Source organism: Streptomyces sp. NBC_00539 (assembly GCF_036346105.1).
GTDB lineage: Bacteria > Actinomycetota > Actinomycetes > Streptomycetales > Streptomycetaceae > Streptomyces.
This window is the reverse complement of record NZ_CP107811.1, coordinates 2,338,688-2,363,824: the sequence shown is the minus strand read 5'-3', so window position 1 is coordinate 2,363,824 and position 25,137 is coordinate 2,338,688. Positions and strand designations below refer to the sequence as shown.

The 25,137-nt window shown below is 71.6% G+C and carries 16 protein-coding genes; 9 read left to right on the top strand and 7 right to left on the bottom strand.

From position 1 onward, the window contains the following. Positions 1–71 precede the first annotated feature (71 nt). Both treS and OG861_RS10185 read right to left on the bottom strand, forming a co-directional pair. Entirely contained in the window at positions 72–1,766 is a 1,695-nt protein-coding gene (treS, locus tag OG861_RS10190) for a maltose alpha-D-glucosyltransferase (RefSeq protein WP_329198414.1), read from the bottom strand. Further along, positions 1,763–3,757 (bottom strand): alpha-1,4-glucan--maltose-1-phosphate maltosyltransferase, encoded by a 1,995-nt coding sequence (locus tag OG861_RS10185; RefSeq protein ID WP_329198417.1) that lies wholly within the window; start codon positions 3,755–3,757, stop codon positions 1,763–1,765. The genes treS and OG861_RS10185 overlap by 4 nt, the downstream gene beginning before the upstream one ends. 499 nt (positions 3,758–4,256) lie before the next feature. Between OG861_RS10185 and glgP the strand changes: the two genes are divergently transcribed. Next, positions 4,257–6,905, top strand: coding sequence for an alpha-glucan family phosphorylase (glgP, locus tag OG861_RS10180; RefSeq protein ID WP_329198418.1), 2,649 nt, complete (start codon positions 4,257–4,259; stop codon positions 6,903–6,905). A gap of 63 nt (positions 6,906–6,968) precedes the next feature. On the opposite strand, the gene OG861_RS10175 is transcribed toward glgP, so the two are convergent. After that, positions 6,969–7,970 carry an Lrp/AsnC family transcriptional regulator gene (locus OG861_RS10175; protein WP_329198420.1) on the bottom strand — a complete coding sequence of 334 codons (1,002 nt, stop codon included), beginning with the start codon at positions 7,968–7,970 and terminating at the stop codon, positions 6,969–6,971. A 127-nt stretch (positions 7,971–8,097) separates the two neighbouring features. On the opposite strand from OG861_RS10175, the gene OG861_RS10170 reads away from it, so the two are divergent. Next, complete coding sequence (locus OG861_RS10170) at positions 8,098–9,618, top strand: MFS transporter (RefSeq protein WP_329198422.1); 1,521 nt, start codon at positions 8,098–8,100, stop codon at positions 9,616–9,618. A 194-nt stretch (positions 9,619–9,812) separates the two neighbouring features. Then, the gene (locus OG861_RS10165) at positions 9,813–10,745 is read left to right on the top strand and encodes a hypothetical protein (RefSeq protein ID WP_329198424.1); all 933 of its coding nucleotides are present in this window, start codon (positions 9,813–9,815) and stop codon (positions 10,743–10,745) included. 242 nt (positions 10,746–10,987) lie between these two features. Here the strand turns inward: OG861_RS10165 and OG861_RS10160 are convergent, their stop codons facing one another. Further along, the gene (locus OG861_RS10160) at positions 10,988–13,258 is read right to left on the bottom strand and encodes a M4 family metallopeptidase (RefSeq protein ID WP_329198425.1); all 2,271 of its coding nucleotides are present in this window, start codon (positions 13,256–13,258) and stop codon (positions 10,988–10,990) included. Positions 13,259–13,639: 381 nt separating this feature from the next. Here OG861_RS10160 and OG861_RS10155 point away from each other — a divergent pair, with 381 nt between their 5' ends. Further along, the gene (locus tag OG861_RS10155) at positions 13,640–15,124 is read left to right on the top strand and encodes a sugar transferase (protein WP_329198427.1); all 1,485 of its coding nucleotides are present in this window, start codon (positions 13,640–13,642) and stop codon (positions 15,122–15,124) included. A 16-nt stretch (positions 15,125–15,140) separates the two neighbouring features. Here OG861_RS10155 and OG861_RS10150 read toward each other — a convergent pair whose 3' ends face one another. Further along, entirely contained in the window at positions 15,141–16,094 is a 954-nt protein-coding gene (locus tag OG861_RS10150; RefSeq protein ID WP_329198429.1) for a GDP-L-fucose synthase family protein, read from the bottom strand. A 344-nt stretch (positions 16,095–16,438) separates the two neighbouring features. Here OG861_RS10150 and gmd point away from each other — a divergent pair, with 344 nt between their 5' ends. The 4 genes from gmd to OG861_RS10130 all read left to right on the top strand — a co-directional run bounded on the left by gmd (position 16,439) and on the right by OG861_RS10130 (position 21,613). Next, positions 16,439–17,452 carry a GDP-mannose 4,6-dehydratase gene (gene gmd / locus OG861_RS10145; protein ID WP_329198431.1) on the top strand — a complete coding sequence of 338 codons (1,014 nt, stop codon included), beginning with the start codon at positions 16,439–16,441 and terminating at the stop codon, positions 17,450–17,452. A 248-nt stretch (positions 17,453–17,700) separates the two neighbouring features. Beyond that, a complete protein-coding gene (locus tag OG861_RS10140) occupies positions 17,701–20,484 on the top strand; it encodes a CBM96 family carbohydrate-binding protein (protein WP_329198433.1) in 2,784 nt (927 codons plus the stop codon). Positions 20,485–20,581: 97 nt separating this feature from the next. Then, positions 20,582–21,259, top strand: a complete 678-nt coding sequence (locus tag OG861_RS10135; protein ID WP_329198435.1) for a hypothetical protein — start codon at positions 20,582–20,584, stop codon at positions 21,257–21,259. Between the two features lie 135 nt (positions 21,260–21,394). Next, positions 21,395–21,613: a hypothetical protein gene (locus tag OG861_RS10130; RefSeq protein ID WP_329198438.1), complete on the top strand. Its 219-nt coding sequence runs from the start codon at positions 21,395–21,397 to the stop codon at positions 21,611–21,613. A 25-nt stretch (positions 21,614–21,638) separates the two neighbouring features. On the opposite strand, the gene OG861_RS10125 is transcribed toward OG861_RS10130, so the two are convergent. Both OG861_RS10125 and OG861_RS10120 read right to left on the bottom strand, forming a co-directional pair. Continuing rightward, positions 21,639–22,766: a glycosyltransferase gene (locus OG861_RS10125; RefSeq protein ID WP_329202455.1), complete on the bottom strand. Its 1,128-nt coding sequence runs from the start codon at positions 22,764–22,766 to the stop codon at positions 21,639–21,641. 8 nt (positions 22,767–22,774) lie between these two features. Beyond that, positions 22,775–23,314 carry a WcaF family extracellular polysaccharide biosynthesis acetyltransferase gene (locus OG861_RS10120; protein ID WP_329198439.1) on the bottom strand — a complete coding sequence of 180 codons (540 nt, stop codon included), beginning with the start codon at positions 23,312–23,314 and terminating at the stop codon, positions 22,775–22,777. Positions 23,315–23,423: 109 nt separating this feature from the next. Between OG861_RS10120 and OG861_RS10115 the strand changes: the two genes are divergently transcribed. Then, the gene (locus OG861_RS10115) at positions 23,424–24,929 is read left to right on the top strand and encodes a hypothetical protein (RefSeq protein WP_329198441.1); all 1,506 of its coding nucleotides are present in this window, start codon (positions 23,424–23,426) and stop codon (positions 24,927–24,929) included. Positions 24,930–25,137 lie beyond the last annotated feature (208 nt).

Below are 25,137 nucleotides of genomic sequence, written 5' to 3'. Positions count from 1 at the left end.
GTACAGGGGCGGGCGATTGACCCATTCGCGCGCCCGCCCCGTACCGCCGTTACCCGCTTTTCGGTGCCGGACTACTCAGTGCGCAGGCGGAACCACAGAAAGCCATGGCCCGCGAGCGTCAGCAGGTACGGCCACTCGCCGATCGGCGGGAACCGCACATCGCCCGTGAGTTCCACGGGCACCCGCCCGTTGAACGCGCGCAGGTCCAGCTCGGTGGGCTGGGCGAAGCGCGAGAAGTTGTGCACGCACAGCACGAGGTCGTCCCCGTACTCGCGCAGGAAAGCGAGGACCGCCGGGTTGCTCGACGGCAGTTCGGTGTACGACCCGAGACCGAAGGCGGGGTTGGCCTTGCGGACTTCGATGAGCCGGCGCGTCCAGTGCAGGAGCGAGGAGGGCGATGCCATCGCCGCCTCGACGCTGGTGACCTGGTACCCGTAGACGGGGTCCATGATGACCGGCAGGTTCAGCCTGCCCGGATCACAGGAGGAGAAACCGGCGTTGCGGTCCGGCGTCCACTGCATGGGCGTGCGCACGCCGTCCCGGTCACCGAGCCAGATGTTGTCGCCCATGCCGATCTCGTCGCCGTAGTAGAGCACCGGCGAGCCGGGCAGCGACAGGAGCAGGGCGGTGAACAGCTCCATCTGGTTGCGGTCGTTGTCCAGCAGCGGTGCCAGCCGGCGTCTGATGCCGATGTTGGCCCGCATCCGCGGGTCCTTGGCGTACTCGGAGTACATGTAGTCGCGCTCTTCGTCCGTGACCATTTCGAGGGTGAGCTCGTCGTGGTTGCGCAGGAAGATGCCCCACTGGCAGTTCGCCGGGATCGCCGGGGTCTTGGCCAGGATTTCGGAGACGGGGTAGCGGGACTCTCTTCGTACCGCCATGAAGATGCGCGGCATGACGGGGAAGTGGAACGCCATGTGGCACTCGTCCCCGCCCTTGGCGAAGTCCCCGAAGTAGTCGACCACGTCCTCTGGCCACTGGTTGGCCTCGGCGAGCAGGACGGTGTCGGGGTAGTGCGCGTCGATCTCGGCCCGGACCCGCTTGAGGAGCGCGTGCGTGCGCGGGAGGTTCTCGCAGTTGGTGCCCTCCTCGGCGTACAGGTAGGGCACGGCGTCGAGGCGGAAGCCGTCGATGCCGAGGTCCAGCCAGAAGCGCAGCGCCGAGATGATCTCCTCGACCACGGCCGGGTTCTCGTAGTTGAGGTCCGGCTGGTGCGAGAAGAAGCGGTGCCAGTAGTACTGCTTGCGCAGGGGGTCGTACGTCCAGTTCGAGGTCTCGGTGTCGACGAAGATGATGCGGGCGTCCTGGTACTGCTTGTCGTTGTCGGCCCACATGTAGTAGTCGCCGTACGGTCCGTCCGGGTCCTTGCGCGACTGCTGGAACCACTCGTGCTGGTCGCTCGTGTGGTTCATGACGAAGTCGATGATTACCCGCATGCCGCGCTGGTGCGCGGCGTCCACGAACTCCACGAAGTCGGCGAGATCGCCGAACTCCGGCAGCACGGAGGTGTAGTCGGAGACGTCGTAGCCCCCGTCGCGCAGCGGCGAGGCGAAGAACGGCGGAAGCCAGAGGCAGTCCACGCCCAGCCACTGGAGGTAGTCGAGTTTGGAGGTGAGCCCCTGCAGGTCGCCGACGCCGTCGCCGTTGCTGTCCTGGAACGAGCGGACGAGGACTTCGTAGAACACCGCCCGCTTGAACCAGTCGGGGTCGCGGTCCTTGGCGGGGGTGTCCTCGAACATGTCGGGGACGGGATCGTTGATCATCATGTGATGGGTGACCCTCCGGTGGGCGGGGACGGTCGCAGAGCGGCCAGCACGTGCGCGGGCGTCCTGCCCGGCTCTAGGCGCACGTAGTTCGCCCTGCCCCAGTGATAGGTCTCGCCGGTGAGCTCGTCGCGCACCGCGAGGGACCCGTGCCAGTCGAGGCCGAGTACCGGCATGTCCAACGAGACGGTCGCCTCCTGGGTGTGGTGCGGATCGAGGTTGACGACCACCAGTACGGAATTGGCTCCGGCGTGCTTCGAATAGGCGATCACCTGTTCGTTGTCGGTCGAATGGAAGTGCAGGTCGCGCAGCTGCTGGAGGGCGGGGTTGCGGCGGCGGACCCGGTTCAGGGTGGTGATCAGCGGGGCGATGGTGCGGCCCTCGCGCTCGGCGGCGGCCCAGTCGCGTGGCCGGAACTCGTACTTCTCGGAGTTCATGTACTCCTCGCTGCCCGGCCTGACCGGCTCGTTCTCGCAGAGCTCGTACCCGGCGTAGATCCCCCAGGTGGGGGAGAGGGTGGCGGCGAGCACGGCCCGCACCTCGAAGGCGGGACGTCCGCCGTGCTGGAGGTACTCGTGCAGGATGTCCGGCGTGTTGACGAAGAAATTCGGCCGCATGACGGCCGCCGAGCGGTCGTCGGCGAGCTCGGTCAGGTACTCGGTCAGCTCTGCCTTGGTGTTGCGCCAGGTGAAGTACGTGTAGGACTGCTGGAAGCCGACGGCGGCCAGGGCGCGCATCATCGCGGGGCGGGTGAAGGCCTCCGCCAGGAAGATCACGTCGGGGTCCGTCTTGTTGATGTCCGCGATCACCTTCTGCCAGAAGACGACGGGCTTGGTGTGCGGATTGTCGACCCGGAAGATCCGGACGCCGTGGTCCATCCAGTGCCGCAGGATCCGTACCGTCTCCTCGACGATCCCGGCCATGTCGGTGTCGAAGTGGATCGGGAAGATGTCCTGGTACTTCTTCGGCGGGTTCTCGGCGTACGCGATCGTCCCGTCCGCGCGGTGGCGGAACCACTCCGGCCGCTTCTCCACCCAGGGGTGGTCGGGCGAGCACTGGAGCGCGAAGTCCAGGGCGATCTCCATCCGCAGTTCCCGGGCCCGCGCCACGAAGGCGTCGAAGTCCTCGATGGTGCCCAGCTCCGGGTGGACGGCGTCGTGGCCGCCCTCGGTCGACCCGATGGCCCACGGCACGCCCGGATCCCAACTACCGGCCGACAAGGTGTTGTTGGGGCCCTTGCGGTAAGTGCTGCCGATGGGGTGGATGGGCGGCAGGTACACCACGTCGAAGCCCATGGCGGCGATCGCCGGCAGCCGCTCGGCGGCCGTCCGGAAGGTCCCGCTCACCGGAGCCGAGCCGGGCTCGACCACCGCTCCCTCGGAGCGGGGGAACATCTCGTACCAGGAGCCGAAGAGGGCCCGCTTGCGCTCGACGAGCAGCGGCAGCGGCTTGGCGGCGCTGACCAGCTCCCGGTACGGGCGCCGCGCGAGGGCCTCGGTCACGGGGGCGGCGAGGGCGGCCGCGTACCGCACGGAGACCTCCCGGTCCTCGTCGCGCATCGCCTCGGCGGCGGCCAGCACGTGCGCGCGACCGTCCTTCTTGGGGATCTTCGCGCCGGCCCGCGCGTACAGCTCCGCGCCTTCGAGCAGCATCAGCCCGGTGTCGATCCCCGCGGGGATCTTGATGGCGGCGTGCGCGCGCCAGGTGGCGATGGGGTCGCTCCACGCCTCGACGGTGTACGTCCACCGCCCTTCGGTGTCGGCGCAGACCCTGGCGCCCCACCGGTCGGTACCGGGAGCGAGTTCGTGCATCGGCACGGGCGGCCGCAGCCGTCCGCTCGGGTCCCGGAGTACCACGTGGGCGGAAACGGCGTCGTGGCCCTCGCGGAACACGGTGGCCGAGATCCGGAAGACCTCGTCCACGACCGCCTTGGCGGGTCTGGCGCCGCAGTCGACGGCGGGGCGGACGTCCAGCACGGGAATGCGACCGATCATGATGGGATCACCTGGGGGCAGTTCGCGGGGCTAGGTGTGGGCGGTCCGGCTGACGGGGCAGCCGGCAGTGCACGCTCTGTTCGCTCTGTTTCTAGCCGTTCAGAAGACGGCTGGGCTGCGGGCATGGCCGCTCCTGTCCGCGTTCACTCGGGTGGCGGGAGAGGTGGTGTGCGGTGTGCGCCGTGCGTGTACCCGGGGAGCCCTTCCCACTCTCGTGCCACCCAATCCGTGCGCTTGGTTAACTACTCGTACGTAGTGGCACGCCGATAACCAAGCCCCGGCTCGACATCCGCCGAGGCTCCGTCAAGTCGGTTGGTAACTCCCGGACCTACACCGGTATACCCCCTTCGCGGCCCGTGCGCGCGTCGGCGTCGTGGCAGCGCGGCGCGCAGGCGGGCTAGCCTCGTGGCTCCGGAAGTGGATCCAAAGTGGACGGATGCGCGGGTGCACAGCGTGGTGCGGCCGCTCCGATCCGCAATCCCCTGCGAAGGTGGAACACGTGAAGGCTATCCGTCGATTCACCGTGCGCCCCGTCCTCCCCGAGCCGCTGCTGCCACTGGCAGACCTCGCGCGCAACCTGCGCTGGTCTTGGCACGCGGAAACCCGCGAACTCTTCCAATCCGTCGACCCCGAGGGCTGGCAGGCCGCTGCCGGCGATCCCGTGCGACTGCTCGGCGCCGTGTCCGCCGGCCGCCTGGAGGAGCTCGCCGGCGACCGGCGGTTCCTGCGGCGGCTGGCCGTGGCCGCCGCCGACCTCGATGACTACGTCCACGGCGGGAGGTGGTACCAGACCCACGAGAACGGCGGGGACCTGCCCGCCGCCATCGCCTACTTCTCGCCCGAGTTCGGCATCACCGCAGCCCTGCCGCAGTACTCCGGCGGGCTCGGGATCCTCGCGGGCGACCACCTCAAGGCCGCCAGCGACCTCGGCGTCCCGCTCATCGGCGTGGGACTGCTCTACCGCCACGGCTACTTCCGCCAGTCCCTCTCCCGTGACGGCTGGCAGCAGGAGCACTACCCCGTCCTCGATCCCAACGAGCTCCCCCTCGCCCTCGTCCGCGAGGCCGACGCCACGCCCGCCCGGGTGACCCTGGGCCTGCCCGGCGGCCGGTCGTTGCACGCGCACATCTGGCAAGCCCGCGTCGGACGGGTCCCGCTGCTGCTGCTCGACTCCGACGTCGAGGACAACGACACCGCCGCCCGCGAGGTGACCGACCGGCTCTACGGCGGTGGCAGCGACCACCGGCTGCTCCAGGAGATGCTGCTCGGCATCGGCGGGGTCCGCGCCGTGCGGACGTACTGCCGGCTGACCGGTCACGCCGACCCCGAGGTGTTCCACACCAACGAGGGACACGCCGGTTTCCTCGGTCTTGAACGCATAAGGGAACTCGAAGGTGAACAGGGTATCGGTTTCGACGCCGCCGTCGAGGCGGTCCGCGCCGGCACCGTGTTCACCACGCACACCCCCGTCCCCGCCGGCATCGACCGCTTCGACCGCGCCCTGGTCGCCCGGCACTTCGGCGAGGGCGGCGAACTGCCCGGCGTACCCGTCGAGCGGATCCTCGAACTGGGCGCGGAGTCCTACCCCGGCGGCGACCCCGGGGTGTTCAACATGGCCGTCATGGGCCTGCGCCTCGCCCAGCGCGCCAACGGCGTCTCCACCCTGCACGGCGCCGTCAGCCGCGGCATGTTCGCCGGGCTGTGGCCCGGCTTCGACCCGGTCGACGTGCCGATCACCTCCATCACCAACGGCGTGCACGCGCCGACCTGGGTGGCGCCCGAGGTGATGCGGCTCGGCGCGCGCCAGATCGGGGCCGGCCGGACCGAGGACGCGCTGTCCGTCGGCGGGTCCCCGCGCTGGGACGCCGTGTCGGCCATCGCCGACCAGGAGGTGTGGGACCTGCGCCGGGTGCTCAGGGAGCAGCTGGTGCAGGAGGTGCGCGACCGGCTGCGGGCCTCCTGGAAGCAGCGCGGGGCCGCGGACGCCGAGCTGGGCTGGGTGGACTGCGTACTCGATCCGGACGTGCTGACCATCGGCTTCGCCCGCCGCGTCCCCTCCTACAAGCGGCTCACGCTGATGCTGCGCGACCCGGAGCGGCTGCGCCGGCTGCTGCTGGACCCGGACCGGCCGGTGCAGATCGTGGTCGCGGGCAAGGCGCACCCCGCCGACGACGGCGGCAAGCGACTCGTCCAGGAACTGGTGCGGTTCTCCGACGACCCGCGGGTGCGGCACCGGATCGTCTTCCTGCCCGACTACGGCATGGCCATGGCGCAGAAGCTCTACCCGGGCTGCGACATCTGGCTGAACAACCCGCTGCGCCCGCTGGAGGCCTGCGGCACGAGCGGGATGAAGGCGGCGCTCAACGGCTGCCTCAACCTCTCCGTGCTCGACGGCTGGTGGGACGAGTGGTTCGAGCCCGACTTCGGCTGGGCCATCCCCACCGCCGACGGGGCCGGGACCGACGTCGAGCGGCGCGACGACCTGGAGGCGAACGCCCTCTACGAGCTGATCGAGAGCCGGGTCGCGCCCCGCTTCTACGACCGGGCCGGGCGCAGCGGACTGCCGGAACGGTGGATCGAGATGGTCCGGCGGACCCTGGTCTCCCTGGGGCCCAAGGTGCTGGCGGGGCGGATGGTGCGGGAGTACGTGGAGCGCCTCTACGCCCCCGCCGCGCTCGCCCACCGCGCCCTCGACCCGGAGGCGGCCCGGGACCTCGCCTGGTGGAAGGGCCGGGTCCGCGCGGGCTGGCCCCGGGTCACCGTCGAGCACGTGGAGGCGCTCGCCGCCGCGCCCGTCGGCGGGACCGCCGAGCTGGGCGCCACGCTCACCCTGCGGGTGCGGGTGGCGCTGGACGCGCTCGCGCCGGAGGACGTGGAGGTGCAGGCCGTCGCGGGCCGGGTGGACGCGCAGGACGTGATCCAGGCCGCCCGGACCTTCCCGCTGAAACCGGCCTCCGGGCCCGACCTGGAGGGCCGCTGGGTCTACGAGGGCCCGCTCGCCCTCGACCGTACGGGGCCCTTCGGCTACACCGTACGGATCCTGCCCGCGCACCCGCTGCTGGCGAGCCCGGCCGAACTCGGCCTGGTCGCGGGCCCGCAGGACGCCGGCGCCGACGCGGACGCGGCGGGCGGGATGCTGCTGAGGTGAGGAACGCGGGGACGGGCGGCGGGGAAGGCCCCAGGGGCAGGGCGGCAGGGCCCGGACCCGGACTCAGGGGTCGACCAGCCGTCCGTCCTCGACCAGCATCCCGGCCCGCTTGATGTTGCGCAGGGTCGGGATCACCTCGACCCGCTCGATGCCGGGCACGGCGCCGATCCGTTCCGTCAGGTACGTGTACAGCGCGTCCGTGTCCCGGCAGACCACCACGGCCAGCAGGTTCGCCGCCCCGGTCACCGCGGCGGCGAACGGCACCTCCTCGTGCCGGGCCACCGCCGCGCCCGCCTCCGCCAGCCGCGAGGGCGCCGCCGTCAGCATCAAGGTGGCCTCCGCCTCGTAGCCGAGCCGGGCGGGGACGAGCTCCACGTCCAGGTAGAGCGCCCCGAGATCCCGCAGCCGTTCCAGGCGGCGACGCGCGGTGGACTCCGACAGGCCCGAGGCGCGCGCCAGTTCGGGGTAGCCGGCCCTCCCGTCCCGGCCGAGCACCGACAGCAGCGCCAGCTCGACCTCGTCCAGGGTGTGCCGTTCCCGCCCCTGCGGGACCGGCGGTCGCTCCAGTGCCGCGGCCTGGTCGGGCCGCAGCACGTCCAGCCCGCACCACCGCTCCGGGCCGCCGACGAAGACCCGCAGCAGCGTGTGCGCGCTGACCCCGGTCACCCGGCGGGTGCGGGGGAGCTTGTCCAGCAGCAGGCCGTCGCGGTCGGCGCGGGTGCGCGCCTTGGTCAGGCAGTGGATCTCCGTCCCGCCCGAGCCCAGCTTCACCCAGGAGATGTCCGGCCGGCGGGCCAGTGCCCCGGCCACCACCAGCGCCGCGTCGGGCGCGCACTGCACGCGCAGCCACGACTCGAACAGCCCGACGCGGCGGCCCAGGGGGAGTCCGACCACCCGGATCAGGCCCCCGGACCGCATCCGCCGGTAACGGCGCACCACCGTCTGGTCGGAGACCTCCAGCACCTCGGCGAGCCGGCTGAACGAGGCCCGTCCGTCGATCATCAACGCCTGGATCAGGGAGCGGTCGAGGAGGTCGAGCTCCTCGTTCGGTGCGGTTCGGTTCATGCTTTCCATCATCCCAGAGCCGTCCATGACGGAAATCCGTCGGCGGACGGGTGCCGGGTGTGGAATGCGGGACCGCGCTGAGAACTTGGGGTCACCGATGACGCCAAACCCCCACGAGGAGAGATTCATGCGCAAGTGGCTGCCGCTGACGGCGGTCTGTCTGGGGGCCTTCATGCTCCTGGTCGACGTCACGATCGTGACCGTCGCCCTGCCGGACATGGCCGCCGACATGCACACCGGGTTCTCCGCCCTCCAGTGGGTGATGGACGTGTACGCCCTGGCGCTGGCCGCCCTGCTGCTCGGCGCGGGCTCCCTCGCCGACCGGATCGGGCGGCGCCGCGTCTACCTCGGCGGTCTCGTGCTCTTCGCCGCCGCCTCGCTCGCCTGCGGCCTCGCCACCGGCCCTGCCGCCCTGATCGCCTTCCGCGCCGTACAGGGCCTCGGCGGCGCGGCGATGTTCGCCACCACCATGGCCCTGCTCAGCGCCGCCTACCAGGGCCGCGACCGCGGCATCGCCTTCGGCGTGTGGGGGGCGGTCAACGGCGCCGCCGCCGCGGCCGGGCCGATCATCGGCGGGCTGCTGACCGAGCACTTCGGCTGGCGCTGGATCTTCTACATCAACCTGCCCGTCTGCGCCCTGGCGGTGTACGTCACCCTCAAGGCGGTCACCGACTCCCGCGACCCGCACGCCAAGGGCCTCGACCTGCCCGGTATGACCGCCTTCACCGCGGGCGCGGGGGTCGTCACGTACGCGCTGATCCGGGCCGGCGAGAACGGCTGGACCTCCGCCTCCACCCTCGGCCTCCTCGGCCTCGGCGCGGCCGCCTTCGCCGTCTTCGTGCTCGTCGAACTGCGCACCGCCCGCCCGATGCTGGACCTCTCGCTGTTCCGCAGCAGTACCTTCGTCGGGGTCATGGCCGCCGCGCTGCTGCTGTCCGGGGCGGCGTTCTCGTACCTCATGTACGTCTCCCTCTGGCTCCAGTCCGTCGAGGGGATGAGCCCGGTCGGCGCGGGCCTGGTGGTGGTACCGCTGAGCCTCGCCTCGTTCCTCGTCTCGGCGCTGGCCGGCCGGCTCCTGCACGGCGCCCCGGCGCGGCTGACCATAGGCGGCGGGCTGGCGCTCATCGGGGCGGGCGCGCTGCTCCAGGCCTGGATGCTGGACGCGGGCGACGGCTGGCCGGCGCTGGTCCCGGGCCTGCTGATGACGGGGGCCGGGGTGGGCGCGGCGATCCCCTCGCTGGCGGCCACGGCGATGGGGGCGGTGGCCCCGGCCCGGGCGGGCATGGCCGGCGGCGCGCTGAACACGGCGCGGCAGCTGGGGATGGCCTTCGGCATCGCGGTGCTCGGCTCCCTCTTCCACGCCGGGCTGGCGGACGGGCTGGCCGGCTCCGGTCGGGCGCGCGGGACCGCGGAGGCGTTGGCGTCCGGCGGGGCGGGGCGGCTGCTGGCCGCCGCCCCGGCGGCGAAGGCCTGGGTGGAGGCGGCCTTCGTGAGCGGGCTGCGCGAGACCTTCGTGGCCTCGGGGGCGATGGGTCTGCTGGGCGCCCTCGCCGCGGTGCTGCTGATCCGTTCGGCGGGGCGGAGCGCGGGCGGGCCGCAGGCCGGGGGCCGGCCCGCGGAGGCCGTGGCGGTGGTGGACCGGGTCTGAGCGCGGGGTGCGGCGGAGGCCGTGGGGCCGGTCGGCGCGGTGACTGCCGTATGGGCCCCGCCGACCGATCCAGGAGGGTGAACCTTCGAACGCGCTGGGCACGCTGAATCGTTTCATCCGAATCGTCCGCTCCTACGCTGCCCGCTGGAAGCCACCGGACCCGGCGTTCCAGCCGACCAGAGAACGGACTCTTCATGCGTGCTCGTACCACCGCCGCCGCACTCCTCGGTGCCCTCGCCATCGTCCTGCCCACCGCCGGCGCCACGCTGGCGGCGGATCACGACGACGATGACGGCCGTCGCCCGCTCGGCCGCCTGGAGTACCTCGTCGATGACGATGACGACGACGAGGCCGGCGGCAACGAGCACCGCCAGATCCGCCCGGCGGACAACGACACCTGCTACAGGCTGACGGGCACCTCGTGGGAGAACCCGGCGACCACCGTGCGCAACGAGACGGAGTCGCTGGCGGTGTTGTTCCGGGACCGTGAGTGCGGCGAGCGGGCCGAGCGGGCGCTCGCGCCGGGGGAGCGGGCGCACGGCGTCCAGGTCCGCTCGGTGCTCTTCAAGCCGACGGACGACGACGACCGCGAGGGCCGCCACGACGGACGCGGCGACGACTGGAACGGCGGGCGCCACGACGGAAATGACGACGAGTCCGGCAACGGCGACGAGGACCGGGGCCGCCGCCACGAAGCCGGGCCGGGCATGGCGGGGGCGCCGGTGCACAACGGCGCCAAGCCGGCCATGCAGGAGATGATGAAGCCGCGCACGGACGAACCTGCCGACGAGCAGCCGGCCGACGAGCAGGCCGGCGACGAGCAGGCCCGTGAGGAGCAGGCCCGCGACGAGCAGGCCCCTCAGGACCAGCAGGCGCGCGACGAGGAGGCGCGCGACGAGGAGGCCCGCGACGAGGAGGCCCGCGACGAGCAGGGCCGCCAGGACCAGGCCCAGCGCGAGGAGCAGACCCGCCAGGAGGAGAGGGGCCGTCAGGACCAGGCCCAGCGGGACGAGCAGGCCCGTATGGAGCAGCAGGCCCGCGAGGAGCAGGACCGGCGCGAAGAGGAGCAGGGCCGCACCGGCGAGCAGGGCGACATGTTCGACCGCATCTTCGGCGCCATCGACTGACCCGACCTGACCTGACCTGACTGACCCGACCTGGCCGGCAGCCGCGGGACCTGCCGACCGGATGACGCGCAAGGGCCCGGCACCCCCGTGGTGCCGGGCCCTTGCGCGTCGTGGAACCGTTCGTGGAACCGTTCGTGGAACCGTCATGGAACAGGGCCGCCCGGGGAGGTCGTCTCCCGGGCGGCCCCGCGATCAATCGGACGAGCCTGGGTTCGGCTCGGCCCCCGTCACCCCTGTCGGGGTCAGAACGTGAGCTTCCAGCTGTTGATGTAGCCGGTGTCCGCGGAGGCGAGGTCCGCCACCCGCAGCTTCCAGACACCCTGCGCGACCTCGGAGGAGGCGTTCACGGTGAAGCTCTGGACGATGTTGTCCGCGCTGCCGCCGCTGCGGTTGCGCAGGTTGTAGACGGAGCCGTCGGGGGCGACCAGGTCGACCCGCAGGTCACCGACGTAGGTGTGGACGATGTTGACGTCCACCTTGAGGGTGCTCGGGGCGTTGCCCGTGCGGGTCACCGTGATCGGGGACTCGACGGTCGAGTTGTCCGCGATCTGGTAGTCGTTCGTGTTCTCGAACACGCTCTGCTGGACCGTGCCGACGGTCCAGGTGAAGGACGCCGTACCCGTCTTGCCCGCGGAGTCGGTCACCGTGACGGTCACGTTGGACGTGCCCGCGGTGGTGGCGGTGCCCGAGATCAGACCCGTCGAGGAGTTGATCGACAGGCCGGCCGGCAGACCGGTCGCCGCGTAGCTCAGCGCACCCGCGTTGGTGCTGGTCGCCTGGACCTGCAGGCTCACGGCGGTGTTGACCTGGGTGGTCTGGTTGGCGATCGGGGTGACCGAGACGCCGGAGGTGATGCGGGCACCGACGTTGATGCCGGCCCAGGCGTTGGCCACGTTGTTGTACGTGGTCGAGCCCTGGCCGTACAGGTCGGCGGCGGCCTGCAGCGTCGCCGTGCGGGCGGCGGCGTAGTTGGTGTTCGACTTGAAGTAGCCGACCGTCAGCGCGCGGAACCAGATCTTCGCGGCGGCGTCGCGGCCGATCGCGGTGACCGGGAGGTTGTCCGAGGTCGGCGAGTTGTAGCTGACGCCGTTGATGACCTTGGCGCCGGAGCCCTCGGACATCAGGTAGAAGACGTGGTTGGCCGGGCCCGAGGAGTAGTGGACGTCGAGGCCGCCGAGGCTGGAGGACCAGTAGTCCTTGGAGCCGCCGTCCTTGCTGGGCTTGTCCATGTAGCGCAGCGGGGTGCCGTCGCCGTTGATGTCGATCTTCTCGCCGACCAGGTAGTCGCCGACGTCCTGCGGGTTGTTGGCGTAGAACTCGACGTTCGCCGCCATGATGTCGGAGGTCGCCTCGTTCAGGCCGCCGGGCTCACCGCTGTAGGTCATGTTGCCGGTGACCGAGGTCAGACCGTGCGTCATCTCGTGCGCGGCCACGTCGATGGACGTCAGCGGGTGCGTGTTGCTGGTGCCGTCGCCGTACGTCATGCAGAAGCAGCCGTCGTCCCAGAACGCGTTGACGTAGGCGTTGCCGTAGTGCACCCGGCTGTACGGGGCGACACCGTCGTTGCGCAGGCCGTTGCGGCCGTGCACGTTCTTGTAGTAGTCCCACGTCAGCTGGGCGCCGTAGTGGGCGTCCGCACCGGCCGTCTCGCGGTTGGAGGCGGCGCCGTTGCCCCAGACGTCCGTGGTGTTGGTGAAGAGCGTGCCGGTGCCGGAGCTGCCGCCCTTGAGGTCGTAGGTCTTGTGGCCGCCGCGCCCGGCGTCGGTCAGCGTGTAGCTGCTGCCCGACTGCGAGGTGCCCATCGTGACCTGGCCGCTGTACATGGTGTTGCCGGTGCCGGTCTCGATGGCCTGCCACTGGGTGATCTTCGCGCCGGTCTTGGCATCGGTGACCACGTGCAGCTCGCTCGGGGTGCCGTCGTCCTGGAGGCCGCCGACGACGGTCTCGAAGGCGAGGACCGGCGCGCCCTCGGCCGCCCAGATCACCTTGCGGGCGTTCTTGGAGGGCTTGGCCTGCTTGGCGCCCGCGGCGTTGGCCGAGGAGACGGCCTGGCTCTCGGCCGCCGAGGGGGCGACGGAGGGGCTGGTGTCCGCCACGCTGATCTCGTGGTTGGTGGCCTTGGTCACGCTCTTGGTGACGCCGCCCTTGGCGTGGACCGTCAGGTCACCGCCGAGCACGGGTATGCCGTCGAACGTGCGCTCGTACGTGGTGTGGGTGGTGCCGTCGGCATCCTGGACCACATCGCGGACGACCAGGCGCTCCTTGCCGCCGAGGCCGAGGGCCTTGGCCGCCTGCACCGTGGTCGAGTTGGCATCGGCGAGGAGCGTCGCACGCTCCGAAGCGCTGAGCAGGCGGGCGGCCGCGCCCGGGTTGGGCTGAGCCGCCTTGGTGGACTGCGACGACGCGGTGGCGTCGGCGTTGGCGGTTCCGGCCTGAATGCCTACGGCGAGCAGGGCCGCGGCGGCGACGAGGGCGCCGGCCGCGGTGGCGCGCCGCTGGGGGGTGTGACTCAACGCAAACTCCTTCTGCAAGGGGGGTTCCGGACGGCTGGGTGGGCCTCCGGGCAGATCAGGGCTCGTGCGATGAACGGTCGAAGAGTGTCACCTGCGGGCGTCGATGTCAGGGCCACATCAAAAGGTTGGCTGGAAACAGTCCGTTGTCCGAAGAGACGTATCCGGTATCCGAACCATTCACTTTTGTGTGAGAGGAGGAGCCGAAACAGCCGGAACTACAGATACCGGTTGCTAACACTTGAGCAACGGGGGACCTCGTTAACGCAAACGGCATTTACCGTACGGGTGTTTGTCGTACTGTTTCCCGGTGCGTCAGATGCTCGTCGCCAGGGGAAGCCGCGGGCACACGCCACTGACATAGACCACGTGCCAGGGGGGCCCATGAGGCATGTCCATTTTCCTGCGCAAAGAGTGGCCGGGACGGCCGTCGATCCGACCGCGTCGAGTTCGGCGCCTCCGCGCCGGCTCGTCGACAAGGCCCGCTGGTACCTTCCCGCGGCGGTCACGGCCGACTTCCTGGGAGCGGCCGTCCCCGTAGGACTCGTCTTCGACGCGGCGCAGCAGGCCCGGCCCGTCTACTGCGCGGTCGGTGCGGCCCTCGCGTGGACCGCGGTACAGGCGCTGCGCCGACGGTACGCGACCCGGACGCTCGGTGAGTCCCGCGGAGTGCTGCCCGTCGTCCACGACTGGCTGATTCTGATCGGTGTCCTTGCCGTCGCCCGTGTGGTGACCGGCGAAAGCACCCCGCGGCTGGCGGCGCTGGGGGCGCTGCTGCCCGCCCTGCTCGTGACCGTCGCCTGCCACAAACTGACCTACCGTCACCTCTTCGCCGCCCGCCGGGAGGCCCAGGCGGTCAGCCGGGTCCTGGTCGTCGGCGAACCCGAGGCCGCCGAAGGCGTGATCGCGCACCTCGCCTCGCGCACCGACCACCCCTACGTGGTCGTCGGCGTCGTCCCGGTCGGCGAAGGCCGGCTGGACAGCGGCGTACCCGTCGCGGCCCGCCTGGACGCGGCCCCCTACGGTCCGAACGAGGACGCCACCGCGGTGCTGGGCGCCGTCCGCAGCCACCACGCCGACCTGGTGCTCGTCGCCCCGGGCGTGCGGATCGCCGGGGACCGGCTGCGCCGGGTCGCCTGGGCGCTGCACGACGCCGGGCTCGAACTGGCCGTCTTCCCCGGCCTGGTGGAGATATCCGTCAAGCGGCTGGAGACCCTTTCCGCCGGCGGGCTCGCCGTGCTGCGGATCGCGCCGCCCGTGCGCAGGGGCGTGCAACCGCTGCTCAAGTCGGCGCTGGACCGGGCGGGGGCCGCCGTCGGGCTGCTGTTGCTGTCGCCGCTCTTCCTCGCGCTGGTGCTGGCGATACGTTTCGGCTCGCGCGGGCCGGCCTTCTACAGCCAGCGCCGGATCGGGCGTGACGGGGTCCCGTTCGTCATGTGGAAGTTCCGCACGATGGTCGTGGACGCCGACCGGTTGAAGCCGGAACTGGCGGGGGCCAACGAGAACGACGGCCTGATGTTCAAGATGCGCCGGGACCCCCGGGTGACCCGGGTGGGCCGGCTGCTGCGCCGGACCTCGATGGACGAACTGCCGCAGCTGTTCAACGTGCTGACCGGCAGCATGTCCCTCGTCGGCCCGCGCCCGCCGCTGCCCGAGGAGGTGGCCCGGTACGACGAGACCGAGCTGCGCCGTCTGAGCGTGCGGCCGGGTATGACGGGCCTGTGGCAGATCAGCGGACGGTCGGACCTGTCCTGGGACGAAACGATTCAGCTTGATCTGCAGTACGTCGACAACTGGTCCTTCACCAGCGATGTCGACGTCATGGGCCGTACGCTCCGCGCCGTCGTCGACGGCCGCGGAGCGTACTGAGGGGCCCGCCTTGCGATCAGCGCGACATCGGGGAGTCCAGCCACCAGCGGTAGGTGGACGCGATGCCGTCGCGCAGCGGGATGCCGGGCTTCCAGCCCAGCGAGGTCAGGCGGGTGACGTCCAGCAGCTTGCGGGGCGTCCCGTCCGGCTTGGAGGTGTCCCAGGCGAGCCGGCCCTCGAAGCCGGTCACCTCGGCGACCGTCTCGGCCAGTGCCCTGATGGTGAGGTCCTCGCCGCAGCCGATGTTGACGGGCTCGTCGCCGTCGTAGCGTTCCAGCAGCACCGCGCAGGCGGCGGCGAGGTCGTCGACGTGCAGGAACTCCCGGCGCGGGGTGCCCGATCCCCACAGCGTCACCTCCTCGCGCCCCTCGGCCGAGGCCTCGTGGAAGCGGCGGATCAGCGCGGGCAGGACGTGCGAGGACTCCAGGTCGAAGTTGTCCCCCGGGCCGTACAGGTTCGTGGGCATGGCCGAGATGTACGAGGCGCCGTACTGCTTGCGGTACGACTGGACCTGCACGATCCCGGCGATCTTGGCGAGGGCGTAGGCCTCGTTGGTCGGCTCCAGCGGGCCGGTCAGCAGGGCGTCCTCGCTGATGGGCTGCGGGGCCAGCTTGGGGTAGATGCAGGACGAGCCGAGGAACAGCAGCCGGCCCACCCCGGCGGCGTGCGCCCCGGCGATGACGCTGAGCTGGATCTTGAGGTTGTCCTCCAGGAACTGCACCGGGTAGGTGCTGTTGGCCATGATCCCGCCCACCTTGGCGGCGGCCAGCACCACGGCGTCCGGGCGGACGTCCCGCAGGTACGCCTCGGTCGCGGCGCCGTCGCGCAGGTCGAGCTCGGCGCGGCTGCGGGTGAGCACCTCGTGGCCGTCGGCGGTCAGCCGCCGGGCGACCGCGGACCCCACGAGGCCGCGGTGGCCGGCGACGAAGACGCGGGCGTGCGGGGGCAGGAGCGGCAGCGAACTTGTCATACCGCCGATGATGCCAGTCCGCCGCCGCGGGTTTGCGGGGGAGGGGCCGCCCCGGCCCACGGGCCCGCGCGCCCCGGATCGGCAGCGGGTTCCGGCGGTGTGGCCGGGGCCGAATGCGGGGGGATCGGTTCCGCAACAGGCGTGTACGGTACCCATCCGGCCCCCCGGGTCCGGGCCGGCGGCCGTACGCGCGCCGCGGCCGCGGGCCCGCCCGCCCCGCACTCCGGGCCGCCGCCCTCCACGGCGCGGCGGGCCCGCCACACACCATGAGGCGCAGCCTCGACAGGGCCGGCGGAAGACCGCCGGCCGGCACGACAGACCGCAACGACCCCCAGGGGGACCCTATGGGCAAGACCGCACTGATCACCGGCGTCACCGGGCAGGACGGCTCGTACCTCGCCGAGCTCCTGCTCTCCAAGGGATACACGGTGCACGGGCTCGTGCGGCGCTCCTCCAGCTTCAACACGGAGCGGATCGACCACATCTACCAGGACCCGCAGACCGAGAACCGCTCCCTCGTGCTGCACCACGCGGACCTGTCCGACGGCGTGGCGCTGGTGAACCTGCTGCGCGACATACGCCCCGACGAGGTCTACAACCTGGGTGCGCAGTCCCACGTCCGCGTCTCCTTCGACGCACCCCTCTACACCGGTGACGTCACCGGCCTCGGCGCGCTGCGCCTGCTGGAGGCCATCCGGGCCAGCGGCGTGGACACCCGTATCTACCAGGCCTCGTCCTCGGAGATGTTCGGCTCTACCCCGCCGCCGCAGAACGAGCAGACGCCGTTCCACCCGCGCAGCCCGTACGGTGCCGCCAAGGTCTTCGCGTACTGGACCACGGTGAACTACCGCGAGGCCTACGACATGTTCGCGGTCAACGGGATCCTCTTCAACCACGAGTCCCCGCGCCGCGGCGAGACCTTCGTGACCCGCAAGATCACCCGCGCGGTCGCCCGGATCAAGGCCGGTCTCCAGGACCACCTCTACCTCGGCAACCTCGACGCGGTCCGCGACTGGGGCTACGCGCCGGAGTACGTCGACGCCATGTGGCGGATGCTCCAGCAGGACGAGCCCACCGACTACGTGGTCGCCACCGGCGTCGCCGCGACCGTCCGCGAGTTCGTCGAGTCCTCCTTCGGACACGCGGGCCTCGACTGGAACGAGCACGTGCGCTACGACCCCAAGTACGAGCGCCCCAGCGAGGTCGACGCCCTCATCGGCGACGCCTCCAAGGCGCAGGAGATCCTCGGCTGGAAGCCGACGGTCCTGGTGGCCGAACTCGCCCGGATCATGGTCGACGCCGATATCCGCCAGGTCGAGGACCAGTTGGCGGGCGCAACGGTCCGCATCGACCGCTAGAGGACGTATATTTCGCCTGTTGATTTGCTGCGTCCCGGTCACGCCGTGCGGGTACCTGCCGCGTGACCGGGGCGAACCCGCCGTATGTCCGCCGTGCGCCCTCCATGCGGAACCCGTTGATTCCAAGTTGGTATGCAATGGGTCAAGTGAGGTGACCGGGCCCTCGCGTGAGCCCTAGTCTGCGCCAGTACATATGGCTGATCGGATAGTTCCAGCCATCAAAACCGGGCGATTGCCCTGGGGGGCTCATGCGTAGATCCAGAGGGCTGACTGCTGCCCTCGTCCTGTCACTGGCCGGTGCCGGCACCGGCATAGGCCTGGTGCTGATGCCCGAGGCGTCCGCCATCACGCCGCCCGTGGCCTTCACCGCCGACGAGCTGCCCACCTGGCAGCCCAACGGCATCGTCTGGGCGATGGCCCAGGCCGGCGGCACGGTCTTCGCCGGCGGCACCTTCTCGGCGGTCCGTCCGCCGGACGGCAGTGGCAGCGGCACCGAGCAGGAAGCGGTGAACTTCGTGGCGCTCGACGCCGCGACCGGCGCCCCGACCTCCTGCAAGCTCGCCTTCACCGTCGGCGACGGCAGCGCCACCGTGCGCGCCCTGGCCGTCTCGAAGGACAAGAAGACCCTGTACGCGGGCGGCTACTTCGGCGCCGTCAACGGCACGCCGGTCTCCAGCGTCGCGGCGATCGACATCGACACCTGCACCCCCAAGGCGTCGTTCCACCCCAGCTTCCCCTCCACCGTGCGCGCGTTCGCCGTCACCGACGACACGCTGTACGCGGCGGGCGACTTCACCACCGTCGAGGGCCAGACCCGCGAGCGGTTCGCCGCGGTCGACGCCGGCTCCGGTGCGCTGAGGCCCTTCGTCGCCAACGCCGACGAGCCGGGCCGGGCGGTCGCGGTCACCCCCGACGGCAAGAACGTGCTGCTGGGCGGTGACTTCTTCACGGTCAACGGCCAGAACACGCACGCGCTGGCGGTCGTGGACTCCGCGACCGGCGCCGTCGCCAAGACGTACGGCACCATCCCGTCCAACTCGGTCGTCAAGTCGATCGCCACCGACGCGACGGGCTTCTACACCGGCAACGAGGGTTCCGGCGGCGGCGTATTCGACGGCCGCATCGGCCTCAACCTCGGTGACTTCAGCGAGAAGTGGCGCGACCGCTGCCTCGGTGCCACCCAGTTCGTCCTGCCGTACGACGGAGTCCTCTACAGCTCCTCGCACGCGCACGACTGCTCCCTGAACGGCGAGTACCCCGACGGCCGCCGTCACCACCTGCTGGCGCAGCCCACCGACTTCCAGGGCGCGCCCCCCGCCCCGGTGGACGGGTTCGTGGCCAGCCCCCGCAAGCTCGGCTGGTTCCCCGACACCAACGACGGCCTCGGCGAGGGCATCGGCCCGCGCGTCATGGCGGTCGCGGAGAAGGGCGACACCAAGTACATGTGGGTCGGTGGCGAGTTCACCACCGTCAACGGCGTCGCCCAGCAGGGCCTGACCCGCTTCGCCTCCACCGGTGACGTCGGCGCCCCGACCACCCCGGTCGCCAGCGCCGCGAGCGTCAAGCCCGGTGAGGTCCAGGTCCGCTGGCGCACCAGCTACGACGAGGACGACAGCAAGCTGACGTACCGGATCTACCGGAACGGCTCGTCCACCCCGGCGCACACGATGACCGCCGACTCCCTGGAGTTCGAGCGGCAGCAGGCCTCCTGGACCGACACCACGGTCAAGGCCGGCCAGTCCTACACCTACCGCGTGACCGCGACCGACGCCGCCGGCAACACCAGCGCGCTGTCGGCCACCGCCTCGGTGACGGTCCCCGCCTCGGTCCAGTCGTACCCGAACCAGGTCCGCGCCGACGGCGCCAACCTGTACTGGCGCTACGACGACACCGTCAGCCCCTACGTCGCCGACTCCTCCGCGGGCGGCAACACCAGCGGCATCCAGCTGAACGCCCCGGCCCTGCGCCAGACGCCCGGCGCCGTCTCCGGTGCCAGCACCGCGATGGGCTTCAACGGCACCAGCCAGCAGGTCTACAGCGACCACCGCCAGACGGTCGGCAGCAGCTACACCGTCGAGACCTGGTTCAAGACGAACACCACGCGCGGCGGCAAGCTGATCGGTTTCGGCAACAACACCGACCGCAACAGCGGCTCGTACGACAAGCAGCTGTACATGACCAACACCGGCCGCCTGGTCTTCGGCGTGTACAACGGCTCGACCCGGACCCTCTCCACCGGCCTGTTCGAGACGTACAACGACAACAAGTGGCACCACGTCGTCGGCACCCAGGGCCCCTCGGGCATGGCGCTGTACGTGGACGGGCAGAACAAGGGCACGCTCAACGTCACCGGCTTCCAGCAGTACGCCGGTTTCTGGCACGTGGGCGGCGACAACCTGAGCAGCTGGCCGAACCGTCCGACGAGCAACTTCTTCGCCGGACAGATCGACGAGACGGCCGTCTACCCGACGGCGCTGACCCAGGCCCAGGTCAAGAACCACTACGACCTCGCCAAGGCCCCCACCGACACGGTCTCCAAGGTCGTCACGACCGAGGACACCTACATCAACCAGGGCGCCCCCGGCCAGGCCTACGGCACGTCCACCTCGCTCGCGGTGCGCGGCACCTCGGCGTACGAGACGTACCTGCGCTTCAACCTGCCGGCCGCCCCGGCCGGGACGGTCCTCAAGGCGGCCTCGCTGCAGGTCAAGACCACGACGCAGACCGGTGCCGGTACGGCCGACACCGTGTCCGTGGTGCCGGTCACCGGCACCTGGAGCGCGGCGGGCACGACGTTCAACACCAAGCCCACCCTCGGCACCACCCCGCTCGGATCCCTCGCGGGCGTGCCGGACGGCTCGGCGATCCAGAACGTCGAACTGGACACCACCGCCGTCTCGTCGGTGCTGGGCACCAACGGCTACAGCGTGGCCCTGACGAGCACGGGCACCGACCCGCTGTGGCTCTGGTCCTCGGAGGCGACGGCCGCGGACGCCGCGCCGCAGCTGATCCTCACCTTCGGCCCCAAGTAACGGCCGAGGCACCACCCGCCTGACGGAGTACGGGGCCTGCCCGCGCGGCAGGCCCCGTACTCCTTTGTCCACCACCGGCAAGTACGGGAGCCCCCTGATGTACCGACGCTCCGCAGCGGCTGCTGTTCTGCTGGCCGCCGCCCTGACCCTGACCGCCTGCAGTTCGGACGGCGACGCGAAGGCCGATCCGGCGGCCGGCAAGCCGAAGCCGCCCGCCGCCTCCCCGGCGCCGGACCCCGCGGACAGCCCGGGCGCGCCCGCCTCACCCGGGGCGAAGCCGTCCGGTCCGGTCCTCCCCGACGCGAAGCTCGTCCCGAAGACGGGCAGTTTCACCGAGACGGAGAAGAAGTACCTGAGCGGCCGGGTCCCGGAGAAGATGGACCCCGCGGCCGTCCTCCAGACGGGCCAGGAGTCCTGCCAGCGGGTGGAGCGCACGGCCAAGCACGACAAGGACGCGGCCACCGGGGCCATCGTGGCCGGCGAGATCCCCGGGGCGAAGGACGCCATCCCGTTCCTGTGCCCGGAGCAGAAGCCGATCCTGGCCGCCGCCGAGAAGGGCTTCGGCGACGGCCGCCACCAGTCGCCCGCCCCGGGCACCTACCGGGCGCTGACCCAGAGCACCACCTGCTCCTGGGAGGCGAAGGGCAAGGACGGCTCGGTCCTCGCCTCGGGCCCGGCCGCCCCGCCGAAGGCCGGCGACAAGATCACGGCGACGGTCCCGGCGGGCACCGCCGAGTTCACCTCGACCGCCTGCTACGCCTGGATCCCCGCCTGAGCGGCGGCAGCCGTACGAGAACGCCCCCGCGGACGGCGTCACCGTCGCGGGGGCGTTTGCGTGCCCGGGCGTTTCCATGTCCGGGGCGGGGGTACTCGCGCCGTCACAACACCACGAGCGTGGAGGCGACTTGACATGCGAGGCATCGGCGGCTGCATAGCCCTGATCGTGGTGGGGGCCATCCTCACCTTCGCGAGCGACTGGCGGATGGAGGGGGTCAACCTGCCCCTGGTCGGCCTGATCATGATGGCGGCGGGCGCGATCGGCCTGGCCGTGTACTCCAGCGTGCTGCGCCGCCGCCGGGCGGCCGGGGTGCTCCCGGTGGTCGAGGAGCGGGGCCGCGACATCATCTGACGCCGCCCCGCCCCGAGCGGGGCGGCTACGCCCCCGCGCCGCGCGCGGACCCGTACACCGGCAGGAGGGTGTCCAGCACCGCGTCCATGGAGAACGACTGCGCCGCCAGCTTCCGGGCGGCGACCGAGGCCGACCGGTTCGCGTCCGGGTCCAGGAGGGCGAGGACCGCCTCGGCGACCCCCGCCGGACCCGGTTCCACCGCCCGTCCGGCCCCCGCCGCGGCGACGTCCCGGGCCAGACCGTTGGAGTGGGTCACCACCGACGGCACGCCCACCGCCAGCGCCTCCAGCACCGACATGGGGAAGGGCTCCTCCACCGACGGCAGTACGTACACGTGGGCCCGGCGCAGCTCCGCCAGGACCTCCGCGCCCGACAGGGCCCCGGGGACCGTGAAGTGCGCGTCCAGCCCCAGCTCCGCGATCCGCGCCCGGACCGCCGCCAGTTCGCCCTCGTCCGGCCCCGCCACCACGAACTCCGCGTCCGGATGCGCCGCCAGCACCGCCGGGGCCGCGTCCACGAAGTCCACCGGCCGCTTGCGGGCCTGCAGGCGCGCCGAGTAGAGGATGCGCGGCGCCCCCGCCGGAGCCGGGCGCTCCTCCTGCGCCGGGGTGCCGTTGACCAGCCGTACCGCCGTGGCCAGCGCGGGCGGCCCCACCACCGCGTCCAGTCCCTCGCGCTCGTGCGGGGTCAGGTACAGCACCGCGTCCGCGCCGCGCAGCAGCCGGCGTACCGCCACCGCGTCCAGCACCTTGGCCAGCAGCTTCCCGCTCGGGTCCACCATGCCGTGGGTCTGGAGCACCAGCGGCTTGCGGGCCCGCAGCGCGGCCAGCGCCACCGGCAGCGTCACCAGGTCCCGGGCGAGGTGGACGTGGACCACGTCGGCGTCCCGCACCAGCCGCCCCGCCGAGGCGAGGAGCGCCGGGGAGGTCATCCCGCTGAAGCCCAGCGGCAGCAGCCTGCGCGCGGGGAACAGCTTGGCGGGCACCCCCTCCACGGAGGTGGGCCACGGATCGGGGAACCCCTCGCCCAGGGCGAGCAACCGCGCTTCGTGACCGCGCGCCCGCAGCCCCTTCGCCAGGTTCAGCGCCACCCGCACCGGTCCGCCGAAGGCGTGCGAGGGGGAGTGCAGGGTGACGGCGTGCAGAACTCTCAAAGCGGCACTCACTTGGGCTCCTCCACCGGGCGGCGCCGCCCGTCCTGGGTCTGCAGGGTCAGCGCGGGCAGGTCCTTGTGCACCACCGAGCCCGCGCCCGCCACGGCGCACCGACCGATCGTCACACCCGCCAGCACGGTGGCCCGTACGGCCACCCACGCACCGTCCTCCACCACGATGGGCGCGTTGCGGTAGCGGAAGTCCGCGGCCCGGTGGTCGTGCGAGCCGGTGCACAGCATCGCCTCCTGCGAGACGCACGCGTGCGCACCGATGGTCACCGGCTCCAGGTTCAGCAGCCAGGCGCCCTCGCCGATCCACGCGTGGTCGCCGACCGTCAGCTTCCACGGCCACAGCACCCGCACCTTGTGCCGGATCAGCACGCCCTCGCCGATCCGCGCGCCGAACGCGCGCAGCAGCGCCACCCGCAGCCGGGCCGGACAGAACCACGCCATGAAGAGCGTGTTCATCACCGCGAACCAGAGCGCCTGCGTCAGCAGTCCGCGCCCCTTGTCGTACCCGGCCAGCGTGAAGGAAGGAAGATCACGCAACAGTCGCCCCTCATCGTCCGCCCCCGACAACCACCCCGCCGCGCCTCCCCGGGCGCCGCCCGCTCAGACTAGACTGCGCGCGGACCAGGCACATGGGGTGGGGGCAGCAGTGGCAACGGACGTACGCAACCCCGCCGTCGCGGCCCCGGCGCCACCGGACGAGGCCCAGTGGGGCCGTGTCACCACCCCCCGCACCCTGCTCTCTCGCGCGCTGTCCGTCCCGCTGATCCTCGGGTTCACCGTCTTCCTCCCGCTCTTCGTCGCCGTCCAGCCCGGCGACGGCCAGCGTGACGCCGCCTTCTGGCTCCAGCTGCTGCTCACGATGTACGCGGGCGCCCGGCTGTCCGCGATGGTCCTGACCAGCCGGCGCAAACTGCTCCAGGGCTCGTTCTGGCTGTTCGTCTACATGGCGATGGGCGTGGCCCCGCTCGCCCAGGCCGTCCTCGGCCGGGTCCCGACACCCGTCGTCGGGCCCCGCTACGACCTGACGACCGCCATCGGCCTCGTCCTGCTGGGCTGTACGGCCTTCGACGTCGGCGTACTGCTGGCCCGGCACCGGCCGACGGGGCGGGCGGGAGGCTCGCAGAAGGGGAAGCGCCCGGTCCTCGCGCACCGGCGGCGCCTGCAACTGCTCACCGCGCTCGCGTTCCTGTGCAGCGCGGCGTTCATCGTGAAGCTGGGCGGTCCGGCGGTCTTCTTCTCCAGCCGGCAGGAGATCATCGCGGGAATCGAGGAGGCGGGCGTCTCCAACGGCGACGGCCAGGCGGGCCAGGCCCTGCTGCGCGGTTTCGGCACGGTACCGGCGCTGCTGGCGCTGCTGCTGTACACGCGCTGGCTGATCACCTCGAAGTACGCCCGCCGCAAGGTGTCGGTCATCGTGACGTGGGGCGGGCTCGCGCTGCTGAACCTGGTGGTCAACAACCCGATCTCCAACCCGCGCTACTGGTTCCTGACGGTCATGTTCGCGCTGCTGTTCACCGTCTTCCCGGTGAGCGCGGCGATGTACCGGGTGGCCCTGTCGATGGCCGTGGTGATCGCGCTGCTCGTCTTCCCGTTCGCGGACCGCTTCCGGTACGACGAGAAGAACTACAAGCCGGTCGAGACGACGTCCTTCCTGGAGCCGATGGCCCTCAAGGACTACGACCAGATCGGCATGTTCGCGAACACCATCACGTACTCGGACTCCGGACCGGGCCACCTGTACGGGCGTCAGCTCGCGGGGTCGGTGTTCTTCGCGGTGCCGCGGTCGGTGTGGGCCGGGAAGCCGAAGGACACGGGCGTGATGATCGGGGAGTGGATGGGGACGGTCAACACCAACCTCTCGTCCCCGATCTGGGCAGAGCTGTGGGTGGACTTCGGCTCGCTGGGCATGGGCGCGGGGCTGCTCGGGATGGGGTACGCGGCCGCCCGGGTGGACCGCCGGTACGCGAAGCGGGCCACGAGGCGGTCGCCGCCGGGCAGCCTCATCTCGGTGGTGGTCCCGCTGGTGGCGGGCTACTCCTTCATCCTCCTGCGGGGCCCCCTGCTCCAGGCGTCGGGCCGCATCGCCATCGCGGCCCTGTGCCTGGCGCTGGTCGCGACGTTCCGCGAGGACAAGTCGGCCCGCCTCCGCTGACACCCCGCCCGCGTTCGAGGTGCGGGGCCGGGCCGGTTGTGCCGGGGCGGCAACATCCAGCCCCGCCGGCGTTCGAGGCGCGGGGTCCGGGGCGGAGCCCCGGAAGGCCCGGCGCAGCCGGGGTACTCGTGCGGCGGCGGCGCACCGGACCCTGCTCGGACCGGTCGGGCCGACGAGGCCGCAGCCGGCGTCAGGCCCGGCCCGGTAG

What these genes read in the sequence shown, in the direction of transcription:
- treS (WP_329198414.1), bottom strand. Translation starts at nt 1,766, where the DNA reads ATGATGATCAACGATCCCGTCCCCGACATGTTCGAGGACACCCCCGCC.
- OG861_RS10185 (WP_329198417.1), bottom strand. Translation starts at nt 3,757, where the DNA reads ATGATCGGTCGCATTCCCGTGCTGGACGTCCGCCCCGCCGTCGACTGC.
- OG861_RS10175 (WP_329198420.1), bottom strand. Translation starts at nt 7,970, where the DNA reads ATGAACCGAACCGCACCGAACGAGGAGCTCGACCTCCTCGACCGCTCC.
- OG861_RS10170 (WP_329198422.1), top strand. Translation starts at nt 8,098, where the DNA reads ATGCGCAAGTGGCTGCCGCTGACGGCGGTCTGTCTGGGGGCCTTCATG.
- OG861_RS10165 (WP_329198424.1), top strand. Translation starts at nt 9,813, where the DNA reads ATGCGTGCTCGTACCACCGCCGCCGCACTCCTCGGTGCCCTCGCCATC.
- OG861_RS10155 (WP_329198427.1), top strand. Translation starts at nt 13,640, where the DNA reads ATGAGGCATGTCCATTTTCCTGCGCAAAGAGTGGCCGGGACGGCCGTC.
- OG861_RS10150 (WP_329198429.1), bottom strand. Translation starts at nt 16,094, where the DNA reads ATGACAAGTTCGCTGCCGCTCCTGCCCCCGCACGCCCGCGTCTTCGTC.
- gmd (WP_329198431.1), top strand. Translation starts at nt 16,439, where the DNA reads ATGGGCAAGACCGCACTGATCACCGGCGTCACCGGGCAGGACGGCTCG.
- OG861_RS10140 (WP_329198433.1), top strand. Translation starts at nt 17,701, where the DNA reads ATGCGTAGATCCAGAGGGCTGACTGCTGCCCTCGTCCTGTCACTGGCC.
- OG861_RS10135 (WP_329198435.1), top strand. Translation starts at nt 20,582, where the DNA reads ATGTACCGACGCTCCGCAGCGGCTGCTGTTCTGCTGGCCGCCGCCCTG.
- OG861_RS10130 (WP_329198438.1), top strand. Translation starts at nt 21,395, where the DNA reads ATGCGAGGCATCGGCGGCTGCATAGCCCTGATCGTGGTGGGGGCCATC.